23 protein-coding genes are annotated in these 21,620 nt (G+C 72.2%); 8 read left to right on the plus strand and 15 right to left on the minus strand.

Annotated features, from left to right (window positions below; all coding sequences use genetic code 11):
* Positions 1 to 7 precede the first annotated feature (7 nt).
* The 4 genes from AB0I29_RS01920 to coxB all read right to left on the minus strand — a co-directional run bounded on the left by AB0I29_RS01920 (position 8) and on the right by coxB (position 4,207).
* Complete coding sequence (locus AB0I29_RS01920; protein ID WP_357477360.1) at positions 8 to 859, minus strand: hypothetical protein; 852 nt, start codon at positions 857 to 859, stop codon at positions 8 to 10.
* A 212-nt stretch (positions 860 to 1,071) separates the two neighbouring features.
* Complete coding sequence (locus AB0I29_RS01925) at positions 1,072 to 1,473, minus strand: cytochrome c oxidase subunit 4 (protein ID WP_285104334.1); 402 nt, start codon at positions 1,471 to 1,473, stop codon at positions 1,072 to 1,074.
* Entirely contained in the window at positions 1,470 to 3,284 is a 1,815-nt protein-coding gene (gene ctaD, locus AB0I29_RS01930) for a cytochrome c oxidase subunit I (RefSeq protein ID WP_357477363.1), read from the minus strand. Before ctaD ends, AB0I29_RS01925 begins: the two co-directional genes overlap by 4 nt.
* Positions 3,284 to 4,207 carry a cytochrome c oxidase subunit II gene (gene coxB / locus AB0I29_RS01935; protein WP_285104330.1) on the minus strand — a complete coding sequence of 308 codons (924 nt, stop codon included), beginning with the start codon at positions 4,205 to 4,207 and terminating at the stop codon, positions 3,284 to 3,286. The genes ctaD and coxB overlap by 1 nt, the downstream gene beginning before the upstream one ends.
* A 269-nt stretch (positions 4,208 to 4,476) precedes the next feature.
* Between coxB and AB0I29_RS01940 the strand changes: the two genes are divergently transcribed.
* Together AB0I29_RS01940 and AB0I29_RS01945 are read left to right on the plus strand one after the other, a co-directional pair.
* The gene (locus AB0I29_RS01940; RefSeq protein ID WP_357477366.1) at positions 4,477 to 5,628 is read left to right on the plus strand and encodes an aminotransferase class V-fold PLP-dependent enzyme; all 1,152 of its coding nucleotides are present in this window, start codon (positions 4,477 to 4,479) and stop codon (positions 5,626 to 5,628) included.
* Positions 5,629 to 5,673: 45 nt separating this feature from the next.
* A complete protein-coding gene (locus AB0I29_RS01945; protein WP_285104327.1) occupies positions 5,674 to 5,931 on the plus strand; it encodes a sulfurtransferase TusA family protein in 258 nt (85 codons plus the stop codon).
* 98 nt (positions 5,932 to 6,029) lie between these two features.
* Here AB0I29_RS01945 and erpA read toward each other — a convergent pair whose 3' ends face one another.
* Together erpA and AB0I29_RS01955 are read right to left on the minus strand one after the other, a co-directional pair.
* Positions 6,030 to 6,383 carry an iron-sulfur cluster insertion protein ErpA gene (gene erpA / locus AB0I29_RS01950; RefSeq protein WP_020014294.1) on the minus strand — a complete coding sequence of 118 codons (354 nt, stop codon included), beginning with the start codon at positions 6,381 to 6,383 and terminating at the stop codon, positions 6,030 to 6,032.
* Positions 6,384 to 6,545: 162 nt separating this feature from the next.
* Entirely contained in the window at positions 6,546 to 7,145 is a 600-nt protein-coding gene (locus AB0I29_RS01955) for a hypothetical protein (RefSeq protein ID WP_357477371.1), read from the minus strand.
* Between the two features lie 41 nt (positions 7,146 to 7,186).
* Here AB0I29_RS01955 and nadA point away from each other — a divergent pair, with 41 nt between their 5' ends.
* Genes nadA through AB0I29_RS01970 form a run of 3 tightly spaced genes read left to right on the plus strand, consistent with a single transcriptional unit; the run spans position 7,187 to position 9,621 of the window.
* On the plus strand, positions 7,187 to 8,401 hold the full coding sequence (gene nadA / locus AB0I29_RS01960) for a quinolinate synthase NadA (protein WP_357478112.1): 1,215 nt from the start codon (positions 7,187 to 7,189) through the stop codon (positions 8,399 to 8,401).
* Positions 8,402 to 8,414: 13 nt separating this feature from the next.
* Positions 8,415 to 9,044, plus strand: a complete 630-nt coding sequence (locus AB0I29_RS01965) for a DJ-1/PfpI family protein (protein WP_285104323.1) — start codon at positions 8,415 to 8,417, stop codon at positions 9,042 to 9,044.
* 40 nt (positions 9,045 to 9,084) lie between these two features.
* On the plus strand, positions 9,085 to 9,621 hold the full coding sequence (locus tag AB0I29_RS01970) for an acyl-CoA thioesterase (protein WP_285104398.1): 537 nt from the start codon (positions 9,085 to 9,087) through the stop codon (positions 9,619 to 9,621).
* Positions 9,622 to 9,643: 22 nt separating this feature from the next.
* On the opposite strand, the gene AB0I29_RS01975 is transcribed toward AB0I29_RS01970, so the two are convergent.
* Positions 9,644 to 11,023: a dipeptidase gene (locus tag AB0I29_RS01975; RefSeq protein ID WP_357477375.1), complete on the minus strand. Its 1,380-nt coding sequence runs from the start codon at positions 11,021 to 11,023 to the stop codon at positions 9,644 to 9,646.
* 56 nt (positions 11,024 to 11,079) lie between these two features.
* Between AB0I29_RS01975 and AB0I29_RS01980 the strand changes: the two genes are divergently transcribed.
* A complete protein-coding gene (locus AB0I29_RS01980; RefSeq protein WP_285104319.1) occupies positions 11,080 to 11,700 on the plus strand; it encodes a DUF3043 domain-containing protein in 621 nt (206 codons plus the stop codon).
* Between the two features lie 99 nt (positions 11,701 to 11,799).
* Here AB0I29_RS01980 and AB0I29_RS01985 read toward each other — a convergent pair whose 3' ends face one another.
* The 3 genes from AB0I29_RS01985 to AB0I29_RS01995 form a co-directional block, all read right to left on the minus strand.
* Positions 11,800 to 12,813 carry an aldo/keto reductase family protein gene (locus AB0I29_RS01985; protein ID WP_285104317.1) on the minus strand — a complete coding sequence of 338 codons (1,014 nt, stop codon included), beginning with the start codon at positions 12,811 to 12,813 and terminating at the stop codon, positions 11,800 to 11,802.
* Between the two features lie 100 nt (positions 12,814 to 12,913).
* Positions 12,914 to 14,833, minus strand: coding sequence for a SigE family RNA polymerase sigma factor (locus AB0I29_RS01990; protein WP_357477380.1), 1,920 nt, complete (start codon positions 14,831 to 14,833; stop codon positions 12,914 to 12,916).
* Between the two features lie 106 nt (positions 14,834 to 14,939).
* On the minus strand, positions 14,940 to 15,626 hold the full coding sequence (locus AB0I29_RS01995) for a hypothetical protein (protein ID WP_285104313.1): 687 nt from the start codon (positions 15,624 to 15,626) through the stop codon (positions 14,940 to 14,942).
* 62 nt (positions 15,627 to 15,688) lie between these two features.
* On the opposite strand from AB0I29_RS01995, the gene AB0I29_RS02000 reads away from it, so the two are divergent.
* Positions 15,689 to 17,176, plus strand: coding sequence for a PLP-dependent aminotransferase family protein (locus tag AB0I29_RS02000; protein ID WP_357477383.1), 1,488 nt, complete (start codon positions 15,689 to 15,691; stop codon positions 17,174 to 17,176).
* A 17-nt stretch (positions 17,177 to 17,193) separates the two neighbouring features.
* On the opposite strand, the gene AB0I29_RS02005 is transcribed toward AB0I29_RS02000, so the two are convergent.
* From AB0I29_RS02005 to AB0I29_RS02020, 4 genes are read right to left on the minus strand one after another with little or no spacing between them, the layout of a single operon-like run.
* Complete coding sequence (locus AB0I29_RS02005; protein ID WP_285104310.1) at positions 17,194 to 17,403, minus strand: hypothetical protein; 210 nt, start codon at positions 17,401 to 17,403, stop codon at positions 17,194 to 17,196.
* Positions 17,400 to 18,497 carry a quinone-dependent dihydroorotate dehydrogenase gene (locus AB0I29_RS02010; protein ID WP_285104308.1) on the minus strand — a complete coding sequence of 366 codons (1,098 nt, stop codon included), beginning with the start codon at positions 18,495 to 18,497 and terminating at the stop codon, positions 17,400 to 17,402. The genes AB0I29_RS02005 and AB0I29_RS02010 overlap by 4 nt, the downstream gene beginning before the upstream one ends.
* The gene (locus tag AB0I29_RS02015) at positions 18,494 to 18,922 is read right to left on the minus strand and encodes a hypothetical protein (protein ID WP_285104306.1); all 429 of its coding nucleotides are present in this window, start codon (positions 18,920 to 18,922) and stop codon (positions 18,494 to 18,496) included. Before AB0I29_RS02015 ends, AB0I29_RS02010 begins: the two co-directional genes overlap by 4 nt.
* A 5-nt stretch (positions 18,923 to 18,927) precedes the next feature.
* Complete coding sequence (locus tag AB0I29_RS02020; RefSeq protein WP_357477389.1) at positions 18,928 to 19,287, minus strand: hypothetical protein; 360 nt, start codon at positions 19,285 to 19,287, stop codon at positions 18,928 to 18,930.
* A 167-nt stretch (positions 19,288 to 19,454) separates the two neighbouring features.
* Between AB0I29_RS02020 and AB0I29_RS02025 the strand changes: the two genes are divergently transcribed.
* Positions 19,455 to 21,002 (plus strand): leucyl aminopeptidase, encoded by a 1,548-nt coding sequence (locus AB0I29_RS02025; RefSeq protein ID WP_285104302.1) that lies wholly within the window; start codon positions 19,455 to 19,457, stop codon positions 21,000 to 21,002.
* On the opposite strand, the gene AB0I29_RS02030 is transcribed toward AB0I29_RS02025, so the two are convergent.
* Positions 21,003 to 21,353: an oxidoreductase gene (locus tag AB0I29_RS02030; RefSeq protein WP_285104300.1), complete on the minus strand. Its 351-nt coding sequence runs from the start codon at positions 21,351 to 21,353 to the stop codon at positions 21,003 to 21,005. It lies immediately after the preceding gene.
* Positions 21,354 to 21,620 lie beyond the last annotated feature (267 nt).

Raw genomic sequence — 21,620 nt, forward strand, 5'->3', positions numbered from 1 at the left:
CAGGGGATCAGCCGAGCATGCCCTCGGTCAGCTCGTCGATGCTCACGAGCTGGTCGCCGGTCGGGGCGGCCACGTCGACGGGCTCGCCCCAGCCGGTGAAGGTGCCGCTGGCCACCAGGGGCTTGCCCTCGACGTCCATCGTCATGACCAGCGCACGTGCCAGGTTGTCCTCGTCCACGTGGTAGACGATCTCCATCTCGCCCATCTGCGCCAGCATGTCCTCGGGCAGGTCCTCCACCTGGGGGCCGGTCATCTTGGTCGGGTCGACGAGCAGCGTGTAGACGTCCGTCTCGACGCCGTCGACCGTCTCCGGGCCGGACTTCTCGAACGACGTGATGGCCCCCTCCATGCCCTGGAGCTGCGCGGCCGGGTCCATGTCCTCCAGGCTGCTCCGCATGGCGTCGCCCATGCCCTTGAAGAGCGTGCCCATCGGGTTGTCGGACTCGCCGGCCTCGGTCAGGCTCAGGAACTTGCCGGACGTCGTCTCGCCCATGTTCATGTAGAAGTCGCCGTCGACGAGGACCATGTCAGCGGTCTCGCCCTCGATGTCCATCGTCATCGCCATCGCCGGGTTCTTCGGGTCGGCCAGGTCGATGTCGGCCTCGAGGGGAGCGCCCGCCAGCCCGGCTTCCTCGGCCCCCGCGCCCGAGTAGCCCATCGACATGTGGACGGTGCCCGCCTCGGTCTGTGCCGCGGAGAGCTCCTCGACGAACGAGGCCTGGGTCAGCTCGACCTGGGTCTGCGCCGCCTCGGTGGGGGCAGCCTCGTCAGCGGAGCCGCTCGAGGTTGCCGCGCAGCCGCCGAGGCCCACGGCGAGCACGCCCGCCGTCGCCAGCACCACCGTCTTGGAGTAACGCACTGTTGGCCTTCCTGCTCGCCCTCCGGCCGACGCACAGGTTGCCTCGGGGAACCGGCCAGCGAACAGTCGATCTCACCACGGTGGACTCCCAGGACACCGTCGGCAGCGGGTGAACTACCGGGTGAAAACGAAGCGACCCGGCGTCGGGGCACACCCTCGCACGAGGGCACGCTCCGACGCCGGGTCGGCCGTGAAAAGCAGTGAGAACGAGCTCAGTGCGAGTGGATGCCTCGCGAGTACTCGAACACCCAGCCCACCAGCGCGATGATCGCCACGCAGAAGCCGATGTAGAGCACCCACCAGCCCACGGCCAGGCCGAGGAAGCAGATCGCGGCGGAGCCCGCGATCGCGAGCGGCCACCAGCTCCAGGGCGCGTAGACGCCCTGGTCGCCCGCGGCGTCCTCGATGTTGCCGTTCGGGTCGTCCTCGGGCCGGGCGTCGATGCGCCGGGCCGTCAGCGTCAGGTACGCGCCGATCATCGCCACCAGGGCGCCGACCAGCGGCATGCCCAGGTAGCCGACCGGCTCCTGCCAGTCCGTCATGAAGCCGTAGACGACTCCGGCCAGGACGAAGAAGGGCGTGCCCCAGAGGAACAGGCGACTCTCGATCTTCACTTGCTGGTCCCCTCGTCCGGCTGGTCAACGATGGTCGTGCTGCTCTGACCCGACTCGCCGCCGCCGTGCGCGGCGCGCTGCTGGGCCTGCTTGTCCTGACCGCGCCGGTCCGCCTCGCCGTAGATGTTGTCGAGCACACCGCGGTTGTACTCCGGGTGCTCCATCGCGACGACCTCGGGGTGGTGCAGGTCGAACGCCGGCGACTCCGAGCGGATGCGCGGGAGCGAGGCGAAGTTGTGCCGCGGCGGCGGGCAGGACGTGGCCCACTCCAGGGAGCGGCCGTAGCCCCACGGGTCGTCGACCGTGACCTTGGGCGCCTTGCGCCAGGTGATGTAGACGTTCCAGAGGAACGGCAGGGTGGACGCGGCGAGGATGAACGCGCCGATCGTGGACACCTGGTTCTCCCAGGTGAAGCCCTCCTGCGGCATGTAGTCCGCGTAGCGGCGCGGCATGCCCTCCACACCCAGCCAGTGCTGGATGAGGAACGTGGTGTGGAAGCCGACGAAGAGCATCCAGAAGTGCACCTTGCCCAGGCGCTCCGACAGCATGCGGCCGGTCATCTTGGGCCACCAGAAGTAGAACCCGGCGAACATCGCGAACACGACGGTGCCGAAGACCACGTAGTGGAAGTGCGCCACCACGAAGTACGAGTCGGAGAGCTGGAAGTCCAGCGCCGGGCTCGACAGGATGATGCCGGTCAGACCGCCGAAGAGGAAGGTCACGAGGAAGCCGATGGACCAGAGCATCGGTGTCTCGAACGTGAGTTTTCCTCGCCAGAGCGTGCCGATCCAGTTAAAGAACTTCACGCCGGTCGGCACCGCGATGAGCATCGTCATGAACGCGAAGAACGGCAGCATGACGGCGCCGGTCACGTACATGTGGTGCGCCCACACCGTCACCGACAGCGCGGCGATGGCGATGGTCGCGTAGACCAGGCCCGTGTAGCCGAAGATCGGCTTGCGGCTGAAGACCGGGAAGATCTCGGACACGATGCCGAAGAACGGCAGCGCGATGATGTACACCTCGGGGTGACCGAAGAACCAGAAGAGGTGCTGCCAGAGGATGGCGCCGCCGTTCTCCGGGTTGAAGATCTGCGCGTCGAGACGGCGGTCGGCACCCAGCGCGAACAGTGCCGCGGCCAGGGGCGGGAACGCCATCAGCACCAGGAGGCTGGTGACCAGCGTGTTCCAGGTGAAGATCGGCATCCGGAACATGGTCATGCCCGGCGCACGCATCGTGATGATCGTGGTGATGAAGTTGACCGCACCGAGGATCGTGCCGAAACCGGCCAGCGCCAGGCCGAAGACCCAGAGGTCTCCTCCCAACCCTGGACTGTAGGTCGTGGTCGACAGCGGCGCGTAGGCGAACCAGCCGAACGACGCGGCACCCTGCGGGGTCAGGAAACCGGCCACCGTGATGAGGCCGCCGAACAGGTACAGCCAGTAGGCGAACATGTTCAGCCGCGGGAACGCGACGTCGGGCGCGCCGATCTGGAGCGGCATGATCACGTTCGCGAAACCCGCGAACAGCGGGGTGGCGAACAGCAGCAGCATGATCGTGCCGTGCATCGTGAAGAGCTGGTTGTACTGCTCCTTGCTCTGCACCAGCTGGATGCCCGGCGCGAAGAGCTCGGCCCGGATCAGCAGGGCCATCAGGCCGCCGATGCAGAAGAAGATGAACGACGTGATCAGGTAGAGGTACCCGATCGTCTTGTGGTCAGTGGACGTGATCCACTTGATGACGGTCCGGCCGAGCGTCTGCCTCCCGGGCGCCAGGCCCGGGATCAGCTCGGTCGTGGTCGCTGCGGCCATCAGTGCCCAGCCTCCTCTTCCAGTGTTTCTGCCGGGTCCTCCACCGGGCCGGCGGTGCGGGCGAGGTCCATGCCGAGCGAGCCGGTCTGACCCTTCGCCTCGAGCTCCGCCATGTGGGCGTCGTACTCCTCGGCGGACACGACCTTCACGTTGAAGAGCATGCCGGAGTGGAACTCGCCGCAGAGCTCGGCGCACTTGCCGGCGTACGTGCCCTCACGGGTCGGCGTGACCTGGAACGTGTTGGTCCGGTTCGGGATCATGTCCTGCTTGTACAGGAACGCGGGGATCCAGAACGAGTGGATGACGTCGCGCGAGTCGAGCGTGAACTCGACCGTCTCGTTCACCGGCAGGTAGAGCGTCGGGAAGGACGTCGAGGTGCCGACGGCGCCGTCGAGCTCGTCCTCGGCCGTGACGCTGCCGGGGTCCGCCTCGTGCTCGCCGTAGTCGTACACGTCGGCGTCGAGGTAGTTGAAGTCCCAGCTCCACTGCTTGCCGATGACCTGGATGTGCTCGGTCGCGGTGCCGTCGACGGTCTTGATGGCCGTCACGTCGCGGTCGGTGTACCAGAACAGCACCAGCACCATGATGATCGGCACGGCCGTGTACATGAGCTCGAGCGGCAGGTGGTAGCGCGTCTGCACCGGGAGCTGGTGGTCGTCCTTGCGCTTCCGGTAGGCCGCGATGCACCACAGCATCAGGCCCCAGGTCACGATGCCCACGGCGAGGGCAGCGATCCACGAGCCCACCCACAGGTCGGTGATGCGCTCGGTCTGGTTAGTCACCTCCCCGTCGCTGTAGCCGGGCAGGTATCCGCGCTGGACGGATTCACTTGCGCAGCCGGAGGCCAGCACTGCGACTGCGGCGGCAAGAGCCGACGCACGCAGGATGGCCCGCCGGGTGCGGGTAGGTGGCTTCGAGTGCAAGGGAGGCCTTTCACGTCTCGTCCGGCGCGTCGCACCGGTTTCCTCCCGAGCTCCACGCAGAACCTTCGTCCTCGATGGGATGCAGCCTAGCGCGCTCCGGGGCCTGATGATGCCCGGAAGGCGCCCGCGGGAACGTGACGCACTCCGCACCTGGGGCACACATCGACGCTGTTCAGGACACCCACCCAAGTCGTGTCAGAACGATCGTCACGAGGCACCGCGGCAGGGGTGCGAGGATCGGGTGGACGGCACAAGGAGCAGGAGGACGTGTGAGCCACGCCACCCCAGGTGTCCCCGAGCGGGTCTACCTCGACAACGGCGGACGGGCCCCGTGGCACCCGCTCGCCCGGCAGGCCTTCGAGCAGGCCCTCGCCGACGGCTGGGCCGACCCCCGCCGGCTGCACGCCGAGGGCCGCCGCGCGGCCCGGCTGCTCGACGGCGCCCGCGAGGCGATCGCCGCCGTGCTCGGCGCGCGGACCCAGGAGGTCCGGTTCACGCCGAGCCACACGGCCACTCTCCACGCCGCGGTCGCGTCGGCGGCCGCCGCCCGACGGCGCGCCGGTTCCGCGGTCGCCGTCGGCGCCGTCGAGCGCGCCGCTGTGCTGCACGCGGCGACGCTCGCCGCGGGGGGTACCGGTCCCGTGCCCGTCGACCGGCTCGGCCGGGTCGACGTCGACGCCATGGTCGCCGCGGTCGGGGCTCCCGGCGTCGCGCTGGCCGCGCTCCAGCACGCGAACGGCGAGGTGGGCACGGTCCAGCCGGTCGAGGCGGTGCACGAGGCGGCCCGCGCGGCCGCCGTCCCCCTGCTGGTCGACGCCGGGGCGAGCGTCGGGCACGTGGCGGTGCCCGACGCCTGGGACCTCCTCGCCGCCGACCCGGCCGACTGGGGCGGGCCCGCCGGCGTCGGCGTCCTCGCCGTCCGGCAGCGGGTGCGCACCGCGCCCGTCGGGCCCGAGGACGAGGACCCGTGGGCCCCGGGCGGCGTGAGCGTGCCGCTCGCGTTCGCCGCCGCGGTGGCTCTGCAGGCGGTCGAGTCCGACCGCGTGGCGCAGGAGGCGCGCCGCCGGGCGCTGGTGGAACGCGTGCGTGCCGCGGTGGCGCGCATCCCCGACGTCGAGGTGGTGGGCGACCCGGACGACCGGCTTCCCCACGTGGCCACGTTCTCGTTCCTCTACGTGGACGGCGAGGCGCTCGTGACGGAGCTGGACCGGCACGGGTTCGCGGTCGGCTCGGGCTCGGCGTGCACCGCGAGCACGCTGGAGCCGTCGCACGTGCTGGCCGCGATGGGCGTGCTCACGCACGGCAACGTGCGGATCGCCCTGGACCGGTCCACCACGGCCGACGAGGTCGACCGCTTCTGCGCGGTGCTCCCCGGCGCGGTGGCGAAGGTCCGGGAGATGCTGGGCGTCGGCGGCCTCTGACTCCCCTCGTCCGTGTCAGACGTACGGGTCACTAGAGTGACCTGTGTGTCTGACACGCTGGTGGACGCTCGCGGGCTGCGCTGCCCGCTGCCCGTGATCCGGCTCGCCGCGGCGGCGAAGGGCCTGCCCGCGGGCACGGAGCTGACCGTCCTGTCGACCGACCCCGCGGCCAAGCTCGACGTGCCCGCGTGGTGCCGGATGCGCGGCCACGAGCACGTGGGGACCCGGGAGCACCGGGCCGCGGCCCCGGAAGCCGGGGACGAGGCCTGGGACGGCTGGGCCGTCACGGTCCGCCTCGGCTGACGCACGCGGCTCCGGCGCCCCTTCCGGGAACGACGACGGGCCGGTCACCCTGAGGTGACCGGCCCGTCGTGCCGAGAACTACGCTCGGCGAGCTTCGATCAGGAGAACGACCCGCCGCAGGCGCATGCGCTGCCGGCGTTCGGGTTGTCGATCGTGAAGCCCTGCTGCTCGATGGTGTCCTTGAAGTCGATCGTGGCGCCCTCGAGGTACGGCACGCTCATCTTGTCCACGACGACCTCGACGCCGTCGTAGTCGCGCAGAGCGTCCCCGTCGAGCACCCGCTCGTCGAAGTAGAGCTGGTAGATCAGCCCGGAGCAGCCACCCGGCTGCACCGCTACGCGGAGGCGCAGGTCGTCGCGGCCCTCCTGCTCGAGCAGGCTACGGACCTTGCCCGCGGCGACGTCGGTGACGTTGACGCCGTGGGTTGCGATGTCCGTGGTGGTGTCGGTCATGTCATCTCCCGATCGTGTTCGACATACCGGTTGTCGATCCTTGAACGTTGCCAACCGATGAGCTGGTCCGTCTGTTCCCGCGTTCCGGTCTGTTCTCAGATCGTACGCCCAGGTCTCGCCCGAGCCCATCACCGTTCCGCCTGCGTGGCACGGTGAGCGCTGTCAGTCTGCCCAGCCCGGGGACCACGTCCGGGCCACGCGCGCGACGCCGTCGTCCGCCACCTCGTGCACCCCGCTGAGGCCCGCAGTGGACCACTCCCGCCTGCTCACCTGGCTGCGCCCGGTGAGCACGACGACGGGGACGGCGTGCGGCGCGGCGGCGGCCGCCGCCTCCACGACGACCCCCCGGTGCAGCCCCTCGCCGTCGAGCAGCGTGACGTACGCCACTACGACGTCGGCGCGTGCGGCGGCGTCGCTCAGCGCCGCCTGCTCCGCCCGCGGCAGGGCCGACGGGGCCGGCCCGGGCGGGGTCGGCCCCGGGTGGGCCGGCCCCACGTCCTGCGGCCCGACGGCGGCCGGCCGGCCCACCGGGATCGCCGGACCCGCCAGGAGCACGCCACGGCCCGCACCCTCCTCGTGCCCGTTGCCGGAGCCGCCGCCCGGCGCACCGCCCGGACCGCCCGTGGACGCGGCGGCGGCCGCCGGCACCCGGACCGCGCGCGCCTCGGTGCCGGCGTGCGGCGCGGCGGCATGCCACGCGGAGGCCAGTCGCTCGGCGTCGGGCAGGGTCTCGGCAAGCAGCAGCACGTGCACGAGACGCATCGTGGCACCGTCCTGACCGGGTGTCATCACCGCGTGTCATGATGGTGACCGTGAGCACCCTGCTGGCTGAATACTCCGGCTTCTCCGAGCCCGCCTCCTCCCCGTTGCTGTTGCTCGGCCAGGGTCGTGACCTGGCCTCCGAGCGCGGCGTGGAGTGTACGGGCGAGCTTCCCGCACCGAGCGACCCGGACCTGGTGGACCGGGCCCGCGCCGCACGGGCCGCCCTCGGCAGCCGCGCGTTCGTCCTGGGCCACCACTACCAGCGCGACGAGGTCATCGACTTCGCCGACGTGACCGGCGACTCCTTCAAGCTCGCGCGCGAGGCAGCTGCCCGCCCCGAGGCCGAGTTCATCCTGTTCTGCGGGGTGCACTTCATGGCCGAGAGCGCGGACATCCTCACGTCCGACGCGCAGCAGGTCGTGCTGCCGGACCTCGCGGCCGGCTGCTCCATGGCCGACATGGCCGCGATCGGCCAGGTCGAGGAGGCCTGGGCCGTGCTGCAGGACGTCGGCATCGCCGACTCCACGATCCCCGTCACCTACATGAACTCGTCGGCCGCCATCAAGGCGTTCACCGGGCGCCACGGTGGCACCGTCTGCACCTCCTCCAACGCGGAGGTCGCGCTGCGCTGGGCGTTCGACCAGGTGGGCGGTATCGACGGCACCGGCAAGGTCCTGTTCCTCCCCGACCAGCACCTGGGCCGCAACACCGCCGTCCTGGAGCTGGCGATGTCGCTGGACGACTGCGTGGTCTTCGACCCGCGCAAGCCGAACGGCGGGCTGACCGACCAGGAGCTGCGCGACGCCCGGATGATCCTGTGGCGCGGGCACTGCTCGGTCCACGGCCGCTTCTCGGAGCAGAACGTCACCGACATCCGCGCGGCGGTGCCCGGCATCAACGTGATGGTGCACCCCGAGTGCAAGCACGAGGTCGTCACCGCCGCCGACTACGTCGGCTCGACGGAGTACATCATCAAGCAGCTCGACGCCGCCGAGCCCGGCTCCTCGTGGGCCATCGGCACGGAGCTCAACCTCGTCCGCCGGGTCGCCCGCGCGCACCCGGACAAGCAGGTGCACTACCTCGACTCGACGGTGTGCTTCTGCTCCACGATGAACCGCATCGACCTGCCCCACCTGGTGTGGGCCATGGAGTCGCTCGCGGAGGGGCGCATGGTGAACCGGATCGTCGTGGACGCCGACGATGCCCACTGGGCGCGCGTGGCCCTCGACCAGATGTTGGCCCTTCCCGGAATCTGACCGGGCTGAGCGTGTGAGCGGCAACGGCGGGCTGCGCATCGGGATCTTCGTCTTCGACGGGGCGGAGGAGCTCGACGTCGTCGGACCCTTCGAGGTCTTCGCGGAGTGGGGCTCGCACTCCCAGCTGCGGCCCACCGTGAGCACGTTCTCCTGGGACGGCTCCGGCGTGCGGCTCGCCAAGGGGCTGCGGATCCTGCCCGCGCACGGCGCGGACGACGTGGGCCCGCTGCACGTGCTGGTCTACCCGGGCGGCATGGGCACGCGGCCGCTGCTGGCCGAGCCGGGGCACCTGGAGTGGCTGCGCCAGATCCGCAAGCAGACCCCGATCATGGCGAGCGTCTGCACGGGTGCCCTGCCCCTGGCCGCCGCCGGGCTGCTCGCGGGGCGGCCCGCCACCACGCACCACGAGCACTACGACGAGCTCACCGAGCTGGACCCGAGCGTGCTGGTGGACACCGAGGCGCGGTACGTGGACGACGGCGACGTGATCACGTCCGCCGGCGTCTCGGCGGGCATCGACATGGCGCTCCACCTGGTCGAACGCCTGGAGACCCCGGCCGCGGCCCGGCTGGTGCGCAACGCGATCCAGCACCCGCCGACGGCGCTCGGCGCGCCCGGACCAGGGACCGGACCAGGTATCTGATACTGCCAGTTTCCGGTATAACCTCGGGCGCATGGCTCGCATGCTCCAGCTCACCTGGACCGGACTCTTCCCGCGCAAGGCCCGCCCCGGACAGACCCTGCTCGACCCGTCGGTCACCCGGATGCGCGTCGGCCCCCTGGACCTCGACTCCTACCTGCACGTCAACAACGGCACGTACCTGCAGATGATGGATGTCGCCCGGAACAACCAGATCGCCGACCTCGGCATGTTCCCGGTCGCCAAGGAGAAGGGCTGGGCCCCCGTGGTCGCGGCCTCGACCATGAAGTACCGGCGCTCCCTGCAGCCGTTCGACCGGTTCGAGATCACGACCCGGATCCTGGGCTGGGACGAGCGCGTCTTCTACCTGGAGCAGGTCTTCACGCGGGGCGACACGCTGTACGCCCGCGGGATCGTCGCGAGCCGGTTCCTGGACCGCAGGGGCAACCGGATCTCGGCGCTCGACGTCGTCCGGGACGCCACGGGGCAGGACCTGCCCTCCCCCGCCCTTCCCGAGGACGTCGCGGCCTGGGCCCGCGCGATGGATGTCGCACCGCGCGAGCCCTCCGCGAAGAACTAGAGGGACGGGCTGGAGGGACGGGCTAGAGCCCTTCGCCGATCTTCGTCAGCAGCAGCGCCTCGGCCAGGACGACGTTCTGCAGCTCCCCGAGGTGCACCGACTCGTTCGCGCCGTGCGCCCGCGAGTCCGGGTCCTCGACGCCCGTCACGAGGATCGCGGCGTCCGGGAAGATCTCGAGCAGGTCCGCGATGAACGGGATGGACCCGCCCACGCCGACGTCGACCGGCGGGGTGCCCCACGCCTCGGTGAAGGCGGCACGGGCCGCCCGCATCGCCGCCGTGTCGCCCGGGGCGAGGAACGGCTTGCCCTGCTCGCCCGAGCGCCACGTGACCTGTGCGCCGAACGGCGCGTGCTTCGCGACGTGGGTGGCGAGGGCGGCGTCGGCCGCGGCCGGGTCCTGGCCCGGCGCGAGCCGCAGCGAGATCTTCGCGGTGCAGCGCGGCGCGATCGTGTTGGACGCCTCGGCCACCGAGGTGACGTCCATGCCGATGACGGACAGCGCGGGCTTGGACCAGAGGCGCCCCGACAGCGTGCCGGTACCGGCGAGCTCCGCGCCGTCGAGCAGCGAGGAGTCGGCACGGAACTCGGCCTCGGCGTAGTCGACCTCGGGCTCGGGCGCGGTGACCAGGCCCTCGACCGCAACGTCGCCGGCCTCGTCGTGGAACGTCGCCACGAGGCGCGACATCAGGGTGACGGCGTCCAGCACCGCGCCGCCGAACATGCCGGAGTGCACCGCGTGGTCCAGGACCCGCAGCTCGATCTCGCCGTCGACGAGGCCGCGCAGCGACGTCGTGAGGGCGGGGACGCCCACCTTCCAGTTCGTGGAGTCGGCCACGACGATGACGTCGGCCGCGAGCAGGTCGCGGTACTGCTCCAGGAAGGCGCGGAACGACGGCGACCCCGACTCCTCCTCGCCCTCGAGGAACACGGTGACGCCCACGGGCAGGTCGGCACCGTCCGGCAGGCCGAGGGTGCGCAGGGCGCCCAGGTGGGCCACGATGCCCGCCTTGTCGTCGGCCGCGCCACGGCCGTAGAGCCGCTCCCCCACCTGCGTGGGCTCGAACGGCTCGGTGTCCCAGGTCGCGGGGTCGCCCGGCGGCTGCACGTCGTGGTGTGCGTACAGCAGCACGGTCGGCGCGCCCTCGGGCGCGGGGCGGCGCGCGACGACGGCGGGCGCGCCGGGCGTGCCGTCGGGGCGCGGGGCGGACAGGATCTGGACGTCCGGCAGACCGGCGTCGCGCAGGAGCTGCGCCGTGGCGGCGGCGCTGGCGGCCACGTGCGCCTGGTCGAACGCGGCGGCCGAGACGCTCGGGATGCGGACGAGCGCCTCGAGGTCGGCCTGCAGAGCGGGGAACAGCTCGGTGACGCGGGCCCGGAGGGCCGCGGTGGTATCGATGGTCACAGCCCCACGTTAACGGCTCGGAACCGGCCGCCGCCGGGAGCGATTAGGCTGGGAGGGTGTTCTCCCGCAGCAAGACTTCGACTCCAGACGGCGTGACCCCCGTGGGCGACTCCCCGGACGAGGTGACGCCGACGTCCGACACCACGTCGGGTGCCGCCGCCGGCAAGGGCCGGCCGACGCCCAAGCGCAACGTTGCGCAGGCCGCGAACAAGCGTCCCCTGGTCCCGGACGACCGCCGGGCGGCGCGCAAGACCCAGCGCGAGAAGTCGCGCATCGACCGGGAGCGCTCCTACCAGGCGATGCAGACCGGCGACGAGCGGTACATGCCGGCCAAGGACAAGGGCCCGGTGCGCCGGTACGTGCGCGACTTCGTCGACGCGCGCTGGAACCTGGGCGAGTTCTTCCTGCCGGTCGCGTTCATCTTCCTGTTCGCGACGTTCTTCACGACGCAGTACCCGCAGCTCAGCATCTTCGTGATGCTCGGCCTGTACGGGTTCCTGTTCCTGACGATCATCGACGTGTGGCTGCTGTGGCGTTCGCTGAAGAAGCGCCTGACGGCCAAGTTCGGTGAGGTCCCGCGCGGCCTCGTGATGTACACGGTCACCCGCGCCTACCAGCTGCGCCGCTCGCGGCTGCCCAAGCCGATGAGCAAGAAGCGCGGCAACTACCCGGAGTGATCCTGCGGCCGCTGCGGCAGAACCGCTGAGAGACCTGTGGCGAGACGGAACCGGCTGGTTCCGTCTCGCCACAGGTCTATCCGGGCGGACCCGGGGAGGTCAGGCGAGGCGCTTCTTCGGCATGCCCTCGAGGGTCTTGGCCGGGTCGCGCTCGACGACGCCGTCGAGGGCCTCGTCGATCTGCTTGAGCAGCTCGTCCGGGATGGTCACGCCCGACGCCTTGACGTTCTCCGCGACCTGCTCGGGGCGGGACGCGCCCACGAGCGCGGCGGCCACGTTGTCGTTCTGCAGCACCCAGGCCACGGCGAGCTGCGCCATGGACAGGCCCAGCTCGTCGGCCACCGGCTTGAGGTTCTGCACGGCGGTCAGGGTCTCGTCGCTCATGAAGCGGCTGATCGTCTGCGCGCCGCCCTTCTGGTCCGTGGCCCGCGAGCCGGCCGGCGCGGCCTGGCCCGGCAGGTACTTGCCGGAGAGCACGCCCTGCGCCATGGGCGACCACACGATCTGCGAGACGCCGACCTCCTTCGAGGCGGGCACGACCTCGTCCTCGATGACGCGCCACAGCATCGAGTACTGCGGCTGCGACGAGATGAGCTGGAAGCCGAGCTCCTTGGCGAGCGCGGCGCCGGCGCGGATCTGGTCGGCGGTCCACTCGGAGACGCCGATGTAGAGGGCCTTGCCCTGGCGGACGACGTCGGCGAACGCCTGCATCGTCTCTTCCAGCGGCGTCTCCACGTCGTAGCGGTGCGCCTGGTACAGGTCGACGTAGTCGGTGCCGAGCCGCGTCAGGGAGCCGTTGATCGACTCCAGGATGTGCTTGCGCGACAGGCCCGTGTCGTTGGGGCCCTTGGGGCCGGTGGGCCAGTACACCTTGGTGAAGATCTCCAGGGACTCGCGGCGCTCGCCCTTCAGCGCGTCGCCGAGCACCTGCTCCGCGACCGTGTTGGCGTAGACGTCCGCGGTGTCGAAGGTGGTGATGCCGGCGTCGAGGGCGGCGCGGACGCACGCCGTGGCGACGTCGTTCTCGACCTGCGAGCCGTGGGTGAGCCAGTTGCCGTAGGTGATCTCCGAGATCTTGAGACCACTGTTGCCGAGGTACCGGTAGTTGACCATGGCATCACCCTATGACAACGGTCGAATCGCTTTGACCCACTTTCACGCACCGGAACGACCACGTGCACCCAGGACGCCGATCGGGGCCCGGTCCCTGCGCTCAGGGCTCGAACCTGGCCCGGTACAGCGACGCCGTTCCGTCGCCCGGGCTCTCCACGTGCCAGGCGACGAGGTCGCCCGCGACCGCTGCCGAGACCGCGCGATCGTTCGGGACCACCCCGAAGTGGTCCACCACCTGGGGCTGCCCGTCGCCGACCGCGTCGGCGACCAGGTAAACGGTGTCGCCCTTGTTCCCCGCCGTGCTCCACACCACGTCGCCCGCCGACACGTCCAGCGAGGTCACGACCTCCCCGGCGGTCCCCGGTCCGAAGACCCGCTCCCGGCCCGTCGCACGGTCCAGGACGTGGACCATCACGCCGTCGTTCCAGGCCACGAGCCGGTCGGACACCGCGAGCTCGCGCCCCCAGTAGGCACCGGTGCCGGGCCTCGCCGGGGTGGCGGGCCGAAGTGTCTCCGTGCGCCCGTCGTCCCGGTGGGAGGTGATGGCGTACCGCATCGTGCCGTCGGCGACCCGCTCCACCGTAGTGACCACCAGCTCGTCGTCGTGGGTCGCGAACGTCCGGACGCCCGTCGCGACGACCTGCTCGGGGCCGGTGCCGTCCACCGCCGTCGCCGAGACGGTGCGCACGAGCTCGCCGTCCGGTCCGGGCGCCTCGGTCAGCCAGGCGACCCGTCCGGCGGTGAGCCCGAGCGACGGGTCACCGAGGACCGCGCCGTCCGCCGCGTGATCCGAGGCGCGGTGCTCCGCCACGGTGAACCGACCCGATTCCGGTCCCCGCACGCGGATCGCCCACACGCCCGGGGCGCCCTCGGTGACGGGCGAGTCGACCCAGGCCAGCCAGCTGTCCTGGCGCACCGCTGAGAGGACCACGGTGCTCAGGCCGCCGAGCGCGCTCGAGCTCTCGTACTCGCCGGCATGCGGAATCCCGTCCTCCTGGATCTCCACGATCTCGATCACGGACGAACCGGCACTCCCGGCCAGGTCAGGGTTCCCGGACTCCGCGAACGACTTCACCATGAAGTACGAGCCGTCCTCGGCGAGCGTCGCCGTGGCGGTCCCATCGCCCGACACGGCGAAGGTCTCGCGCAGCGGCTCCACCTCGGCGGAACCGACAGGCGCGGCGGTCAGGCCTGGCCCGGGTGCCGCGTCGTCACGCCGTTCGAGCAGCCGCTCGATGCCGGTCACCTCCCGGAACCACTCGCTGCCCGGCAGGGCGACCTCCCCCAGGCCCGGCACGCGCACCGGCCCCGCAAGGAACCACACGAGCAGGAGCGCGGCGACGCCCGACGTCGCGCCCTGCGCGGCCCGACGACGGCGCAGCGACGCCTTGCTGCCCCGCAGCACCGCGGCGGCGTCCAGGGCGGGCGCGTCGACCGCCTCCAGGTCCGCCTCGGTGACGAAGCCGCGCAGCCGCTCCAGCGCGCGGGCGTTGGTCGCCTTGACCGTGCCGACGCTCCGGCCGAGCTCCGCCGCGACGTCCGCCTCCGAGAGGTCCAGCAGGTGCCGGAGCACCACGACGCGCCGCTGCTGCGGCGCGAGCCGCGCGAGGGCGCGGACGAGCGCGTCGCGGAGCTCCACCTCGCCGGCCCGGTCCGGGGTGGTCCCCACCGGGAGGCGGTCGTCGCCCGGCACGACCTCGCGCCGGGTGTGCCGCCACGTGTCGATGCGCAGGTTCACCAGGACCCGCCGGGCATAGGCGCGCGGCTCGCGGTCCCGTACCCGGTCCCAGACGCGGTAGGTGCGCTCGAACGCGGTCTGCACCAGGTCCTCGGCCCGGTGGCTGTCGCCGGCCAGGAGGTACGCGGTGCGGTACAGGTAGGGTCCGGCCGTCTCGACGAACGCGACGAAGTCGTCGTCGCGCGCCCGGGCCACGCGGACCGTGGCGCGCCCGGTCTCGGTCTGCCCGGTCTCGGTCTGCCCGGTCTCGGCGTGCCCGGTCTCTTCGGTGTCGGTGCTCATGTCCCCCACCACGGTCACCGAGGCTCGCAGGTTTACCGGCCGACGGCGAGGGCGGGCCGCGCGACCACCCCACGAGACTCACCCCATGACACTCACCCCACGAGGTTCACCCCACGAGGCCGCGCGGCGCGAGCCACCGCGCGGCGACCTGGACCACCGGGCCCACGCCGAAGGCGAAGACCACGGTCGCCCACCCGAACGTCCCGCCCAGCAGCACCCCCACCACGACCACCGTGACCTCGATGACGGTCTTCACCAGCCAGACGGGCCAGCCCGTGCGCTGCACGATCCCGGTCATCAGCCCGTCCCGCGGCCCCGGCCCGAGCCGCGCCCCGACGTAGGCCGCCGTGCTCACCCCGAGCAGCACCGTCCCGCCCAGCGCCAGCACGATCCCGGTGGCGAGCGCCGGCTCGGGCAGCAGCCGTTCGAGCACCCACAGCGAGGGGTCGATGACGAGGCTGATCACAATGATGTTGGCGATCGTGCCGATCCCCGGCTTCTGGCGCAGCGGGATCCACGCGAGCATCACCAGCAGCCCGACGCCGAGCACGACCCAGCCGTACGCCAGCCCGGTCCGGTCCACGATGCCCTGGTCCAGGACGGCCCACGGCATCGCGCCCTGGCCCGAGTGGAGCATCAGCGCCGTGGCGACGCCGAAGCCCACGAGCCCGAGCAGGAGCTGGACGCCGCGGCGCACCGGGTGCATCAGGACCGGGGCGCCGGGCGCGGCAGCGGCGATCGCGGTGTCGGTCGCAGGGGCAGGCTCGGCCGGGCGGCCGGTGGTCGTCGTCATGTCCCCATGGTGCGGGGCTATTGGCCTTGTCATCCAGGGCCAATCGCGCAAGAGTGGCCCCTATGTCCGCCGCGACCCCGACCGTGCTGCGTCAGCTCTCCCCCGCCACGACCGCCCGCCTGCTCGGCTCGTGGCACGCGGGCGGGCCCGCCTACGTGGCCCTCGCCGACGCCCTGCGCGCCGCCGTCCTGTCCGGCACGCTCGCCCCGAACACCCGCCTGCCCAGCGAACGTGAGCTCGCGGCGACGCTCAAGGTGTCGCGCACCACGACGTCGGGCGCATACGCGCGGCTGCGCGAGCTGGGCTTCGCGGTCAGCCGCGTCGGGTCGGGCACGGTCGCCACGCTGCCGCAGCGCAGCGCCGATCCTGCCCCCGGCCGGCCGGCCGGGGGCGACGCCCCGGTGGCCGACGACGCCCTGCGGGCCGTGACGCCCGCGGGCCTGCCGTCCGGCGTCGGGCACCTGGACCTGTGGCAGGCCACCCCGCCCGCGCCACCGGAGCTGCACGAGGCCTTCGCGCGGGCCCTGGAGCGCCTGCCCGCCTACCTCGACTCGGGCGGCTACGAGCCGCACGGCCTCACGCCGCTGCGCGAGGCCGTCGCCGCTCGCTATCGCGAGCGCGGCGTGCCGACCACGGCCGACGAGATCCTGGTGACCACCGGCGCCCAGCAGGCGATCGCGCTGCTGGCGCACACCCACCTGCACCCGGGCGACCGGGCGGTCGTGGAGTCGCCCACCTACTTCCATGCCATGGAGTCGATGCGCGACGCCGGGGGCCGGGTGGTCGGCGTGCCCACGGGTCCGCTCGACGTCGACCTGCTCGCCTCCACGGTGCGGCGCGCCCAGCCGCGGCTGGTGTACCTCGTGCCGGACTTCCAGAACCCGACGGCGTTCGTGATGTCCGCCGGCGAGCGTGCGGCGGTCCGGGAGATCGCCGACCGGTACGGCGTCACGGTCGTGGGCGACGAGACGCTCGTCGAGCTCAACCTGTCGGACGTCGAGCTGCCGCCCGCGTTCGCCGGGGACGGGACGTCACCGCACGTGGTGACGGTGGGGTCGGCCTCGAAGGCGTTCTGGGGCGGGCTGCGCGTCGGCTGGGTCAGGGCGCACCCGCAGGTGATCGCCCACCTCGCGCGGGCGCGGCAGTCGGCGGACATCGCGACGGCCGTGCTCGAGCAGCTCGCCGTGGTGGAGCTGCTCGGGCGCCACGAGGAGGTCATGGCCGGCCGGCGCCGGATGCTGCGCGAGCGCAGGGACCTCCTCGTCCACCGGCTCCGGGAGGCGTTCCCCTCCTGGGACGTGCCGACGCCGCAGGGCGGCCTGTTCTGCTGGGTCGACCTGGGCCGGCCGGTCGCCCAGGCGTTCGCCGCCGCGGCGGCCGCGGAGGGCGCGCTCGTGGCGGCCGGGCCGATCTTCAGCCCCGAGAGCACCGGCTCCGCGTCCCGCGTGCGGCTCACCTTCACGCGGTCCCCGGCCGAGCTGGCCGACGCCGTGCCGCGGCTCGCCCGGGCCTGGAGCCGGGTGGTGCCGTCCGGCAGGCCGAGGCGCTGACCCGAGGCCGCGGGGCCTCAGGGGATCCGCAGCTCCACACCCGGCGCGGCCTGCGTGCCGTCGTGCAGCAGGCTCGCCAGCACGGCGCCGGCCGTGGCCAGCTCGCGCCAGTGCTCACCGAGCCACTGCTCGGCGTCGTACTGCGCGGTGAAGACGGGCGTGACGGGGTCGCTCAGGCGACGCCCCTCGGCGTCGTCCAGGGCCCACTCCCACTGCGGACGGATCACTCGTACCTCCCACTAGCCGTCGAGCCGGCCGACCGGGTCAGGGCGCGGTTGATCTCCGACGCCCACAGCGGCCCCTCGTAGACGAACGACGTGTACCCCTGGGTCAGGTCGGCGCCGGCGCGCAGGTACGCGCGGACGTCGTCGGCCCGGGTGATGCCGCCCACGCCGATGATGACGGGGCCCGTGCCGAGCCGCTCGCGCAGGCGCGCGACCACCTCGATGCCCCGGCCGAGCAGCGGCGGGCCGGACAGCCCGCCCGGACCGCGGTCGTGGCCGATGGTCGTGTTGACCGCCACCACGCCGTCGAGCCCCAGCTCCAGCACGAGGTCGGCGACGGCGTCGACGTCCTCGTTCGCGAGGTCGGGGGCGATCTTCACCAGGAGCGGGATCCTGCGGCCCGTGCCCTTGCCCGCGGCCGTCCCGGTGGTGGCCTCGTCGGCGGCGGCGCGGACCGCCTCCAGGATGGGCCGCAGCGACTCGGTCGCCTGCAGGTCACGCAGGCCGGGGGTGTTCGGCGACGACACGTTGACCACGAGGTAGTCCGCCCAGGGAGCCAGCAGCCGGGCCGACGTCGCGTAGTCGGCGGCGGCGAACTCGGGCGGCGTCACCTTGGACTTGCCGATGTTGGCGCCGACCACGATCGCCCGGCCCGCGGCGGTGCGACGCAGCGCGCGCAGCCGGTCCGCGGCCGCGGCCGCGCCCTCGTTGTTGAAGCCCATCCGGTTGCGCACGCCCCGCACGTCGAGCTCGCGCCACATGCGCGGCTTGTCGTTGCCGGGCTGCGGGCGCGCGGTGACGGTGCCGATCTCGACGAACCCGAAGCCGAGCATCGTCAGGCCCCGGACGGCGCGCGCGTTCTTGTCGAAACCGCCCGCCAGGCCGAACGGCGCGGGCACCACGCGGCCGAAGAGGCGCACGCTGCCCGGGCCCCCGGCGCGCTGGCCCAGGTACGGGGCGAGCGCGCCCTGCGCGACGTCCCGCAGGACCGGCACCTTCCCGGCGCGCTCGATCAGCGAGAACGCGATCTCGTGGGCACGTTCCGGGTCCATCCGGCGGAAGACACCGTTGAACAACAGCGAGTACGGCCAGCTCATGCAGTCCTCTCCTCGGACGTGCTGCGCGACGTCCGCCACAGCCACCACAGCCCCACGAAGGGCAGGACCAGGGGCACGTAACCGTAGCCCTGGCCGAATCCGGACCAGACGGTCGACTCGCCGAACACGTCCGGGTCGGCGAGCGACAGCGCCCCGATCGTGACCACGCCGACCGCCTCGATCCCGACGGTGATCCACGCCGTCACGCGCCAGGCGGGCGTGCCGATCGCGAGAGCGAAGGTCGCGACCACGTAGACCGCGGCCGCGAGCGTGGAGAGCGTGTACGCCACGGGCGCCTCGCCGAACTTCACGACGAGCTCGTAGGACGAGCGGCCGAGGGCGGCGAACGCCAGGATCCCGTAGATGGTCACCAGGACGCGGCCGAAGCCCCGCCCGGTCCGTCGTCCGGCTGTCCGTTCCGTCATCGCCATCAGGCCCCCGTCCAGATCTGCCACATGCGCCACTCCAGGAAGGCCACCGTCAGGGACGCGACGAGCAGCACCACCGAGCTCCACTTCGTGCGCTCCGCGAAGGCCCACGCGGCGGCGACCGGCAGGATCACCAGTGTCGTGGCGAAGTACCCCCAGAACAGCACCGGGTCGCTCGCACCGTCGCCGCCCGCACCCTGGACGATCGCCACGACGCCCTGCACGAGCAGGAAGAACTCGATGACGGCGCCGCCCCAGAGCTGGTTCAGGATGACCGCGCGGTCGCGGGCGACGAACCACCCGGCCCACCCGGCCAGGACCACGCAGAGCGCGACCACGAGGAGCAGGAGGGCAGGGATCACGTCCTGCAGACTACCGGGCGGTCCCGGTGGGGCGGCAATCGGATCGTGCGTGACCTGCGCCTCCATGAGGCCGGGCGAGGGCGTGTACGGGTGGCGTGCGGGGCGGTGCACGGGCCCCGTCCCGGCCCGAGGTCCGGCTGTCGGAGGCCCGGGATACCATCGGCTGCGTGACCGACGTGACCCTCTCCAGCAAGAATCCCACCGCCGTGAAGGCCGAAGCGCTCGTGGTGGCGACCGCCCAGACGTCGGACGGCGTAGCCGTCGTGTCCGACCAGCTCCCCACGGACCTCCTGACGCAGCTCGAGACGCTCGCCCCGCAGCTCGGCGTCACCGGCGCCCGCGACGAGGTGCGCAAGATCCCGGCCGGCGACAAGCTCGCCGCCGACGTCCTCGTCCTGACGGGCCTGGGTGAGCGCGCCGAGGACGGCACGTTCGCCGCCGAGACGCTGCGCCGCGCGGCAGGCGCGGCGACCCGCGAGCTGGTGGGCCTCAAGTCCGCCGCGATCGCCCTGCCCGCGTCCGACGACGCGGAGATCACCGCCGTCACGGAGGGCGCGCTGCTGGGCGCCTACACCTTCAACCGGTACCGCACCGCCGGCAAGGACGCCGCGAACGGTACGAAGGACGCGAAGAGCAACGGCAAGGACGCCGCGAAGAACGGCAAGGACCCGGTCGCCGCGATCGAGATCCTCACCCCGCTGCACAAGAACGCGAAGGCCAAGCTGGCCGCCGAGCGCGCCGAGATCCTCGCCGCGGCGGTCCACGCCACGCGCGACCTGGTCAACACCGCCCCCAACGAGCTGTACCCGGCCACGTTCGCCGACGCCGCGAAGGCCGCGGCCAAGGACGTGAAGCACGTCAAGGTGACGGTGCTGGACGACAAGCAGCTCGCGTCGGGCGGCTACGGCGGCCTCACGGCCGTCGGGCAGGGCTCGTCGCGCGGCCCGCGCCTGGTCAAGGTCGCCTACGCGCCCGCCAAGCCGGACGCGAAGGTCGCGCTCGTCGGCAAGGGCATCACGTTCGACTCGGGCGGCATCTCGATCAAGCCGGCCGCCGGCATGGAGGCCATGAAGTCCGACATGGCCGGCGCCGCCGCCGTGCTGTCCACGGTGATCGCCGCCGCCAAGCTGAACCTCCCGGTCGCCGTCACCGGCTACCTCTGCCTCGCCGAGAACATGCCGGGCGGCAACGCGCAGCGTCCCGCCGACGTCATCACGATCTACGGCGGCAAGACCGTCGAGGTGCTCAACACCGACGCCGAGGGCCGCATCGTCATGGCCGACGGCCTCGTGTCCGCCGTCGAGGACGGCCACGACGTGGTGCTCGACATCGCCACCCTCACGGGCGCCCAGATGGTCGCGCTCGGCAACCGCACGTCCGCCGTCATGGGCACCGACGAGGTGCGCGACGAGGTCAAGGCCGCCGCCGACGCGTCGGGCGAGCTCTTCTGGCCCATGCCGCTCCCGGAGGAGCTCAAGGCCAACATCAAGTCCAAGGTGGCCGACGTCGCCAACTCCGGCCCGCGCTGGGGCGGCATGCTCAACGCCGGCCTGTTCCTGCAGACCTTCGTGGGCGACCACCCGTGGGCGCACCTGGACATCGCCGGCCCCGCCTTCAACGAGGGCGGCGCGCACGGCTACACGTCCGGGGGCGGCACCGGCGTCGGCGTCCGCACCCTCCTGGGCTTCGTCGAGGGCCGGGCCGCCGCGAAGTAGCTACTTCTTGCGCTGGGCGCTGTTCCAGTCGCGCATCCGCTGGGGGTAGCCGGTGAACCGTACGTTGTACACCGGCACCCCGAGCTGGTTCGCGATGTCGAACGCGGTGCGCTCGTCGGGCACCCGGCGGCGCGTCCACTCACCGGTGCTCGCCACGAGCAGGATGGTGCTGGGGATGTCGGTGGTCGGGGGCTCCACGTAGGCCTCGACCCCGACGCGCGAACCGATGAACTCACCGAGGTGCGCCAGGGTCTGGCGGCGCGCGTCGTTGCCGGTGGGGCGGGATCCGCTACCGGGTGCGGAGCGTCGCTGGAAGAAGCGCGCGAGCGAGCTACGGGACTGGCGGGGCATGCACCGAGGGTACTAGCGAGACCGGCGCTGTCCTAGGCATCTCCACGCACATCGCAGGAAACTCGCACCTTCTCGCCGCCGACCGTCCCAGCCCGGACCGGGCACGGAGCGGGCACGGACCGGGCACGCCGTCCTGTCACAGGGCCGCCGGAGCGTCAATGTCGCCACGGTCACACCCGACAAGCCGCGTACACGATTGGGGCCACGCCCGCTGAAGTGTCAAGATGGCATGCGGCGACAACCCACGCAGCCGACGAAGCCAAGCGG

The organism is Promicromonospora sp. NPDC050262 (genome assembly GCF_040655935.1).
GTDB lineage: Bacteria > Actinomycetota > Actinomycetes > Actinomycetales > Cellulomonadaceae > Promicromonospora.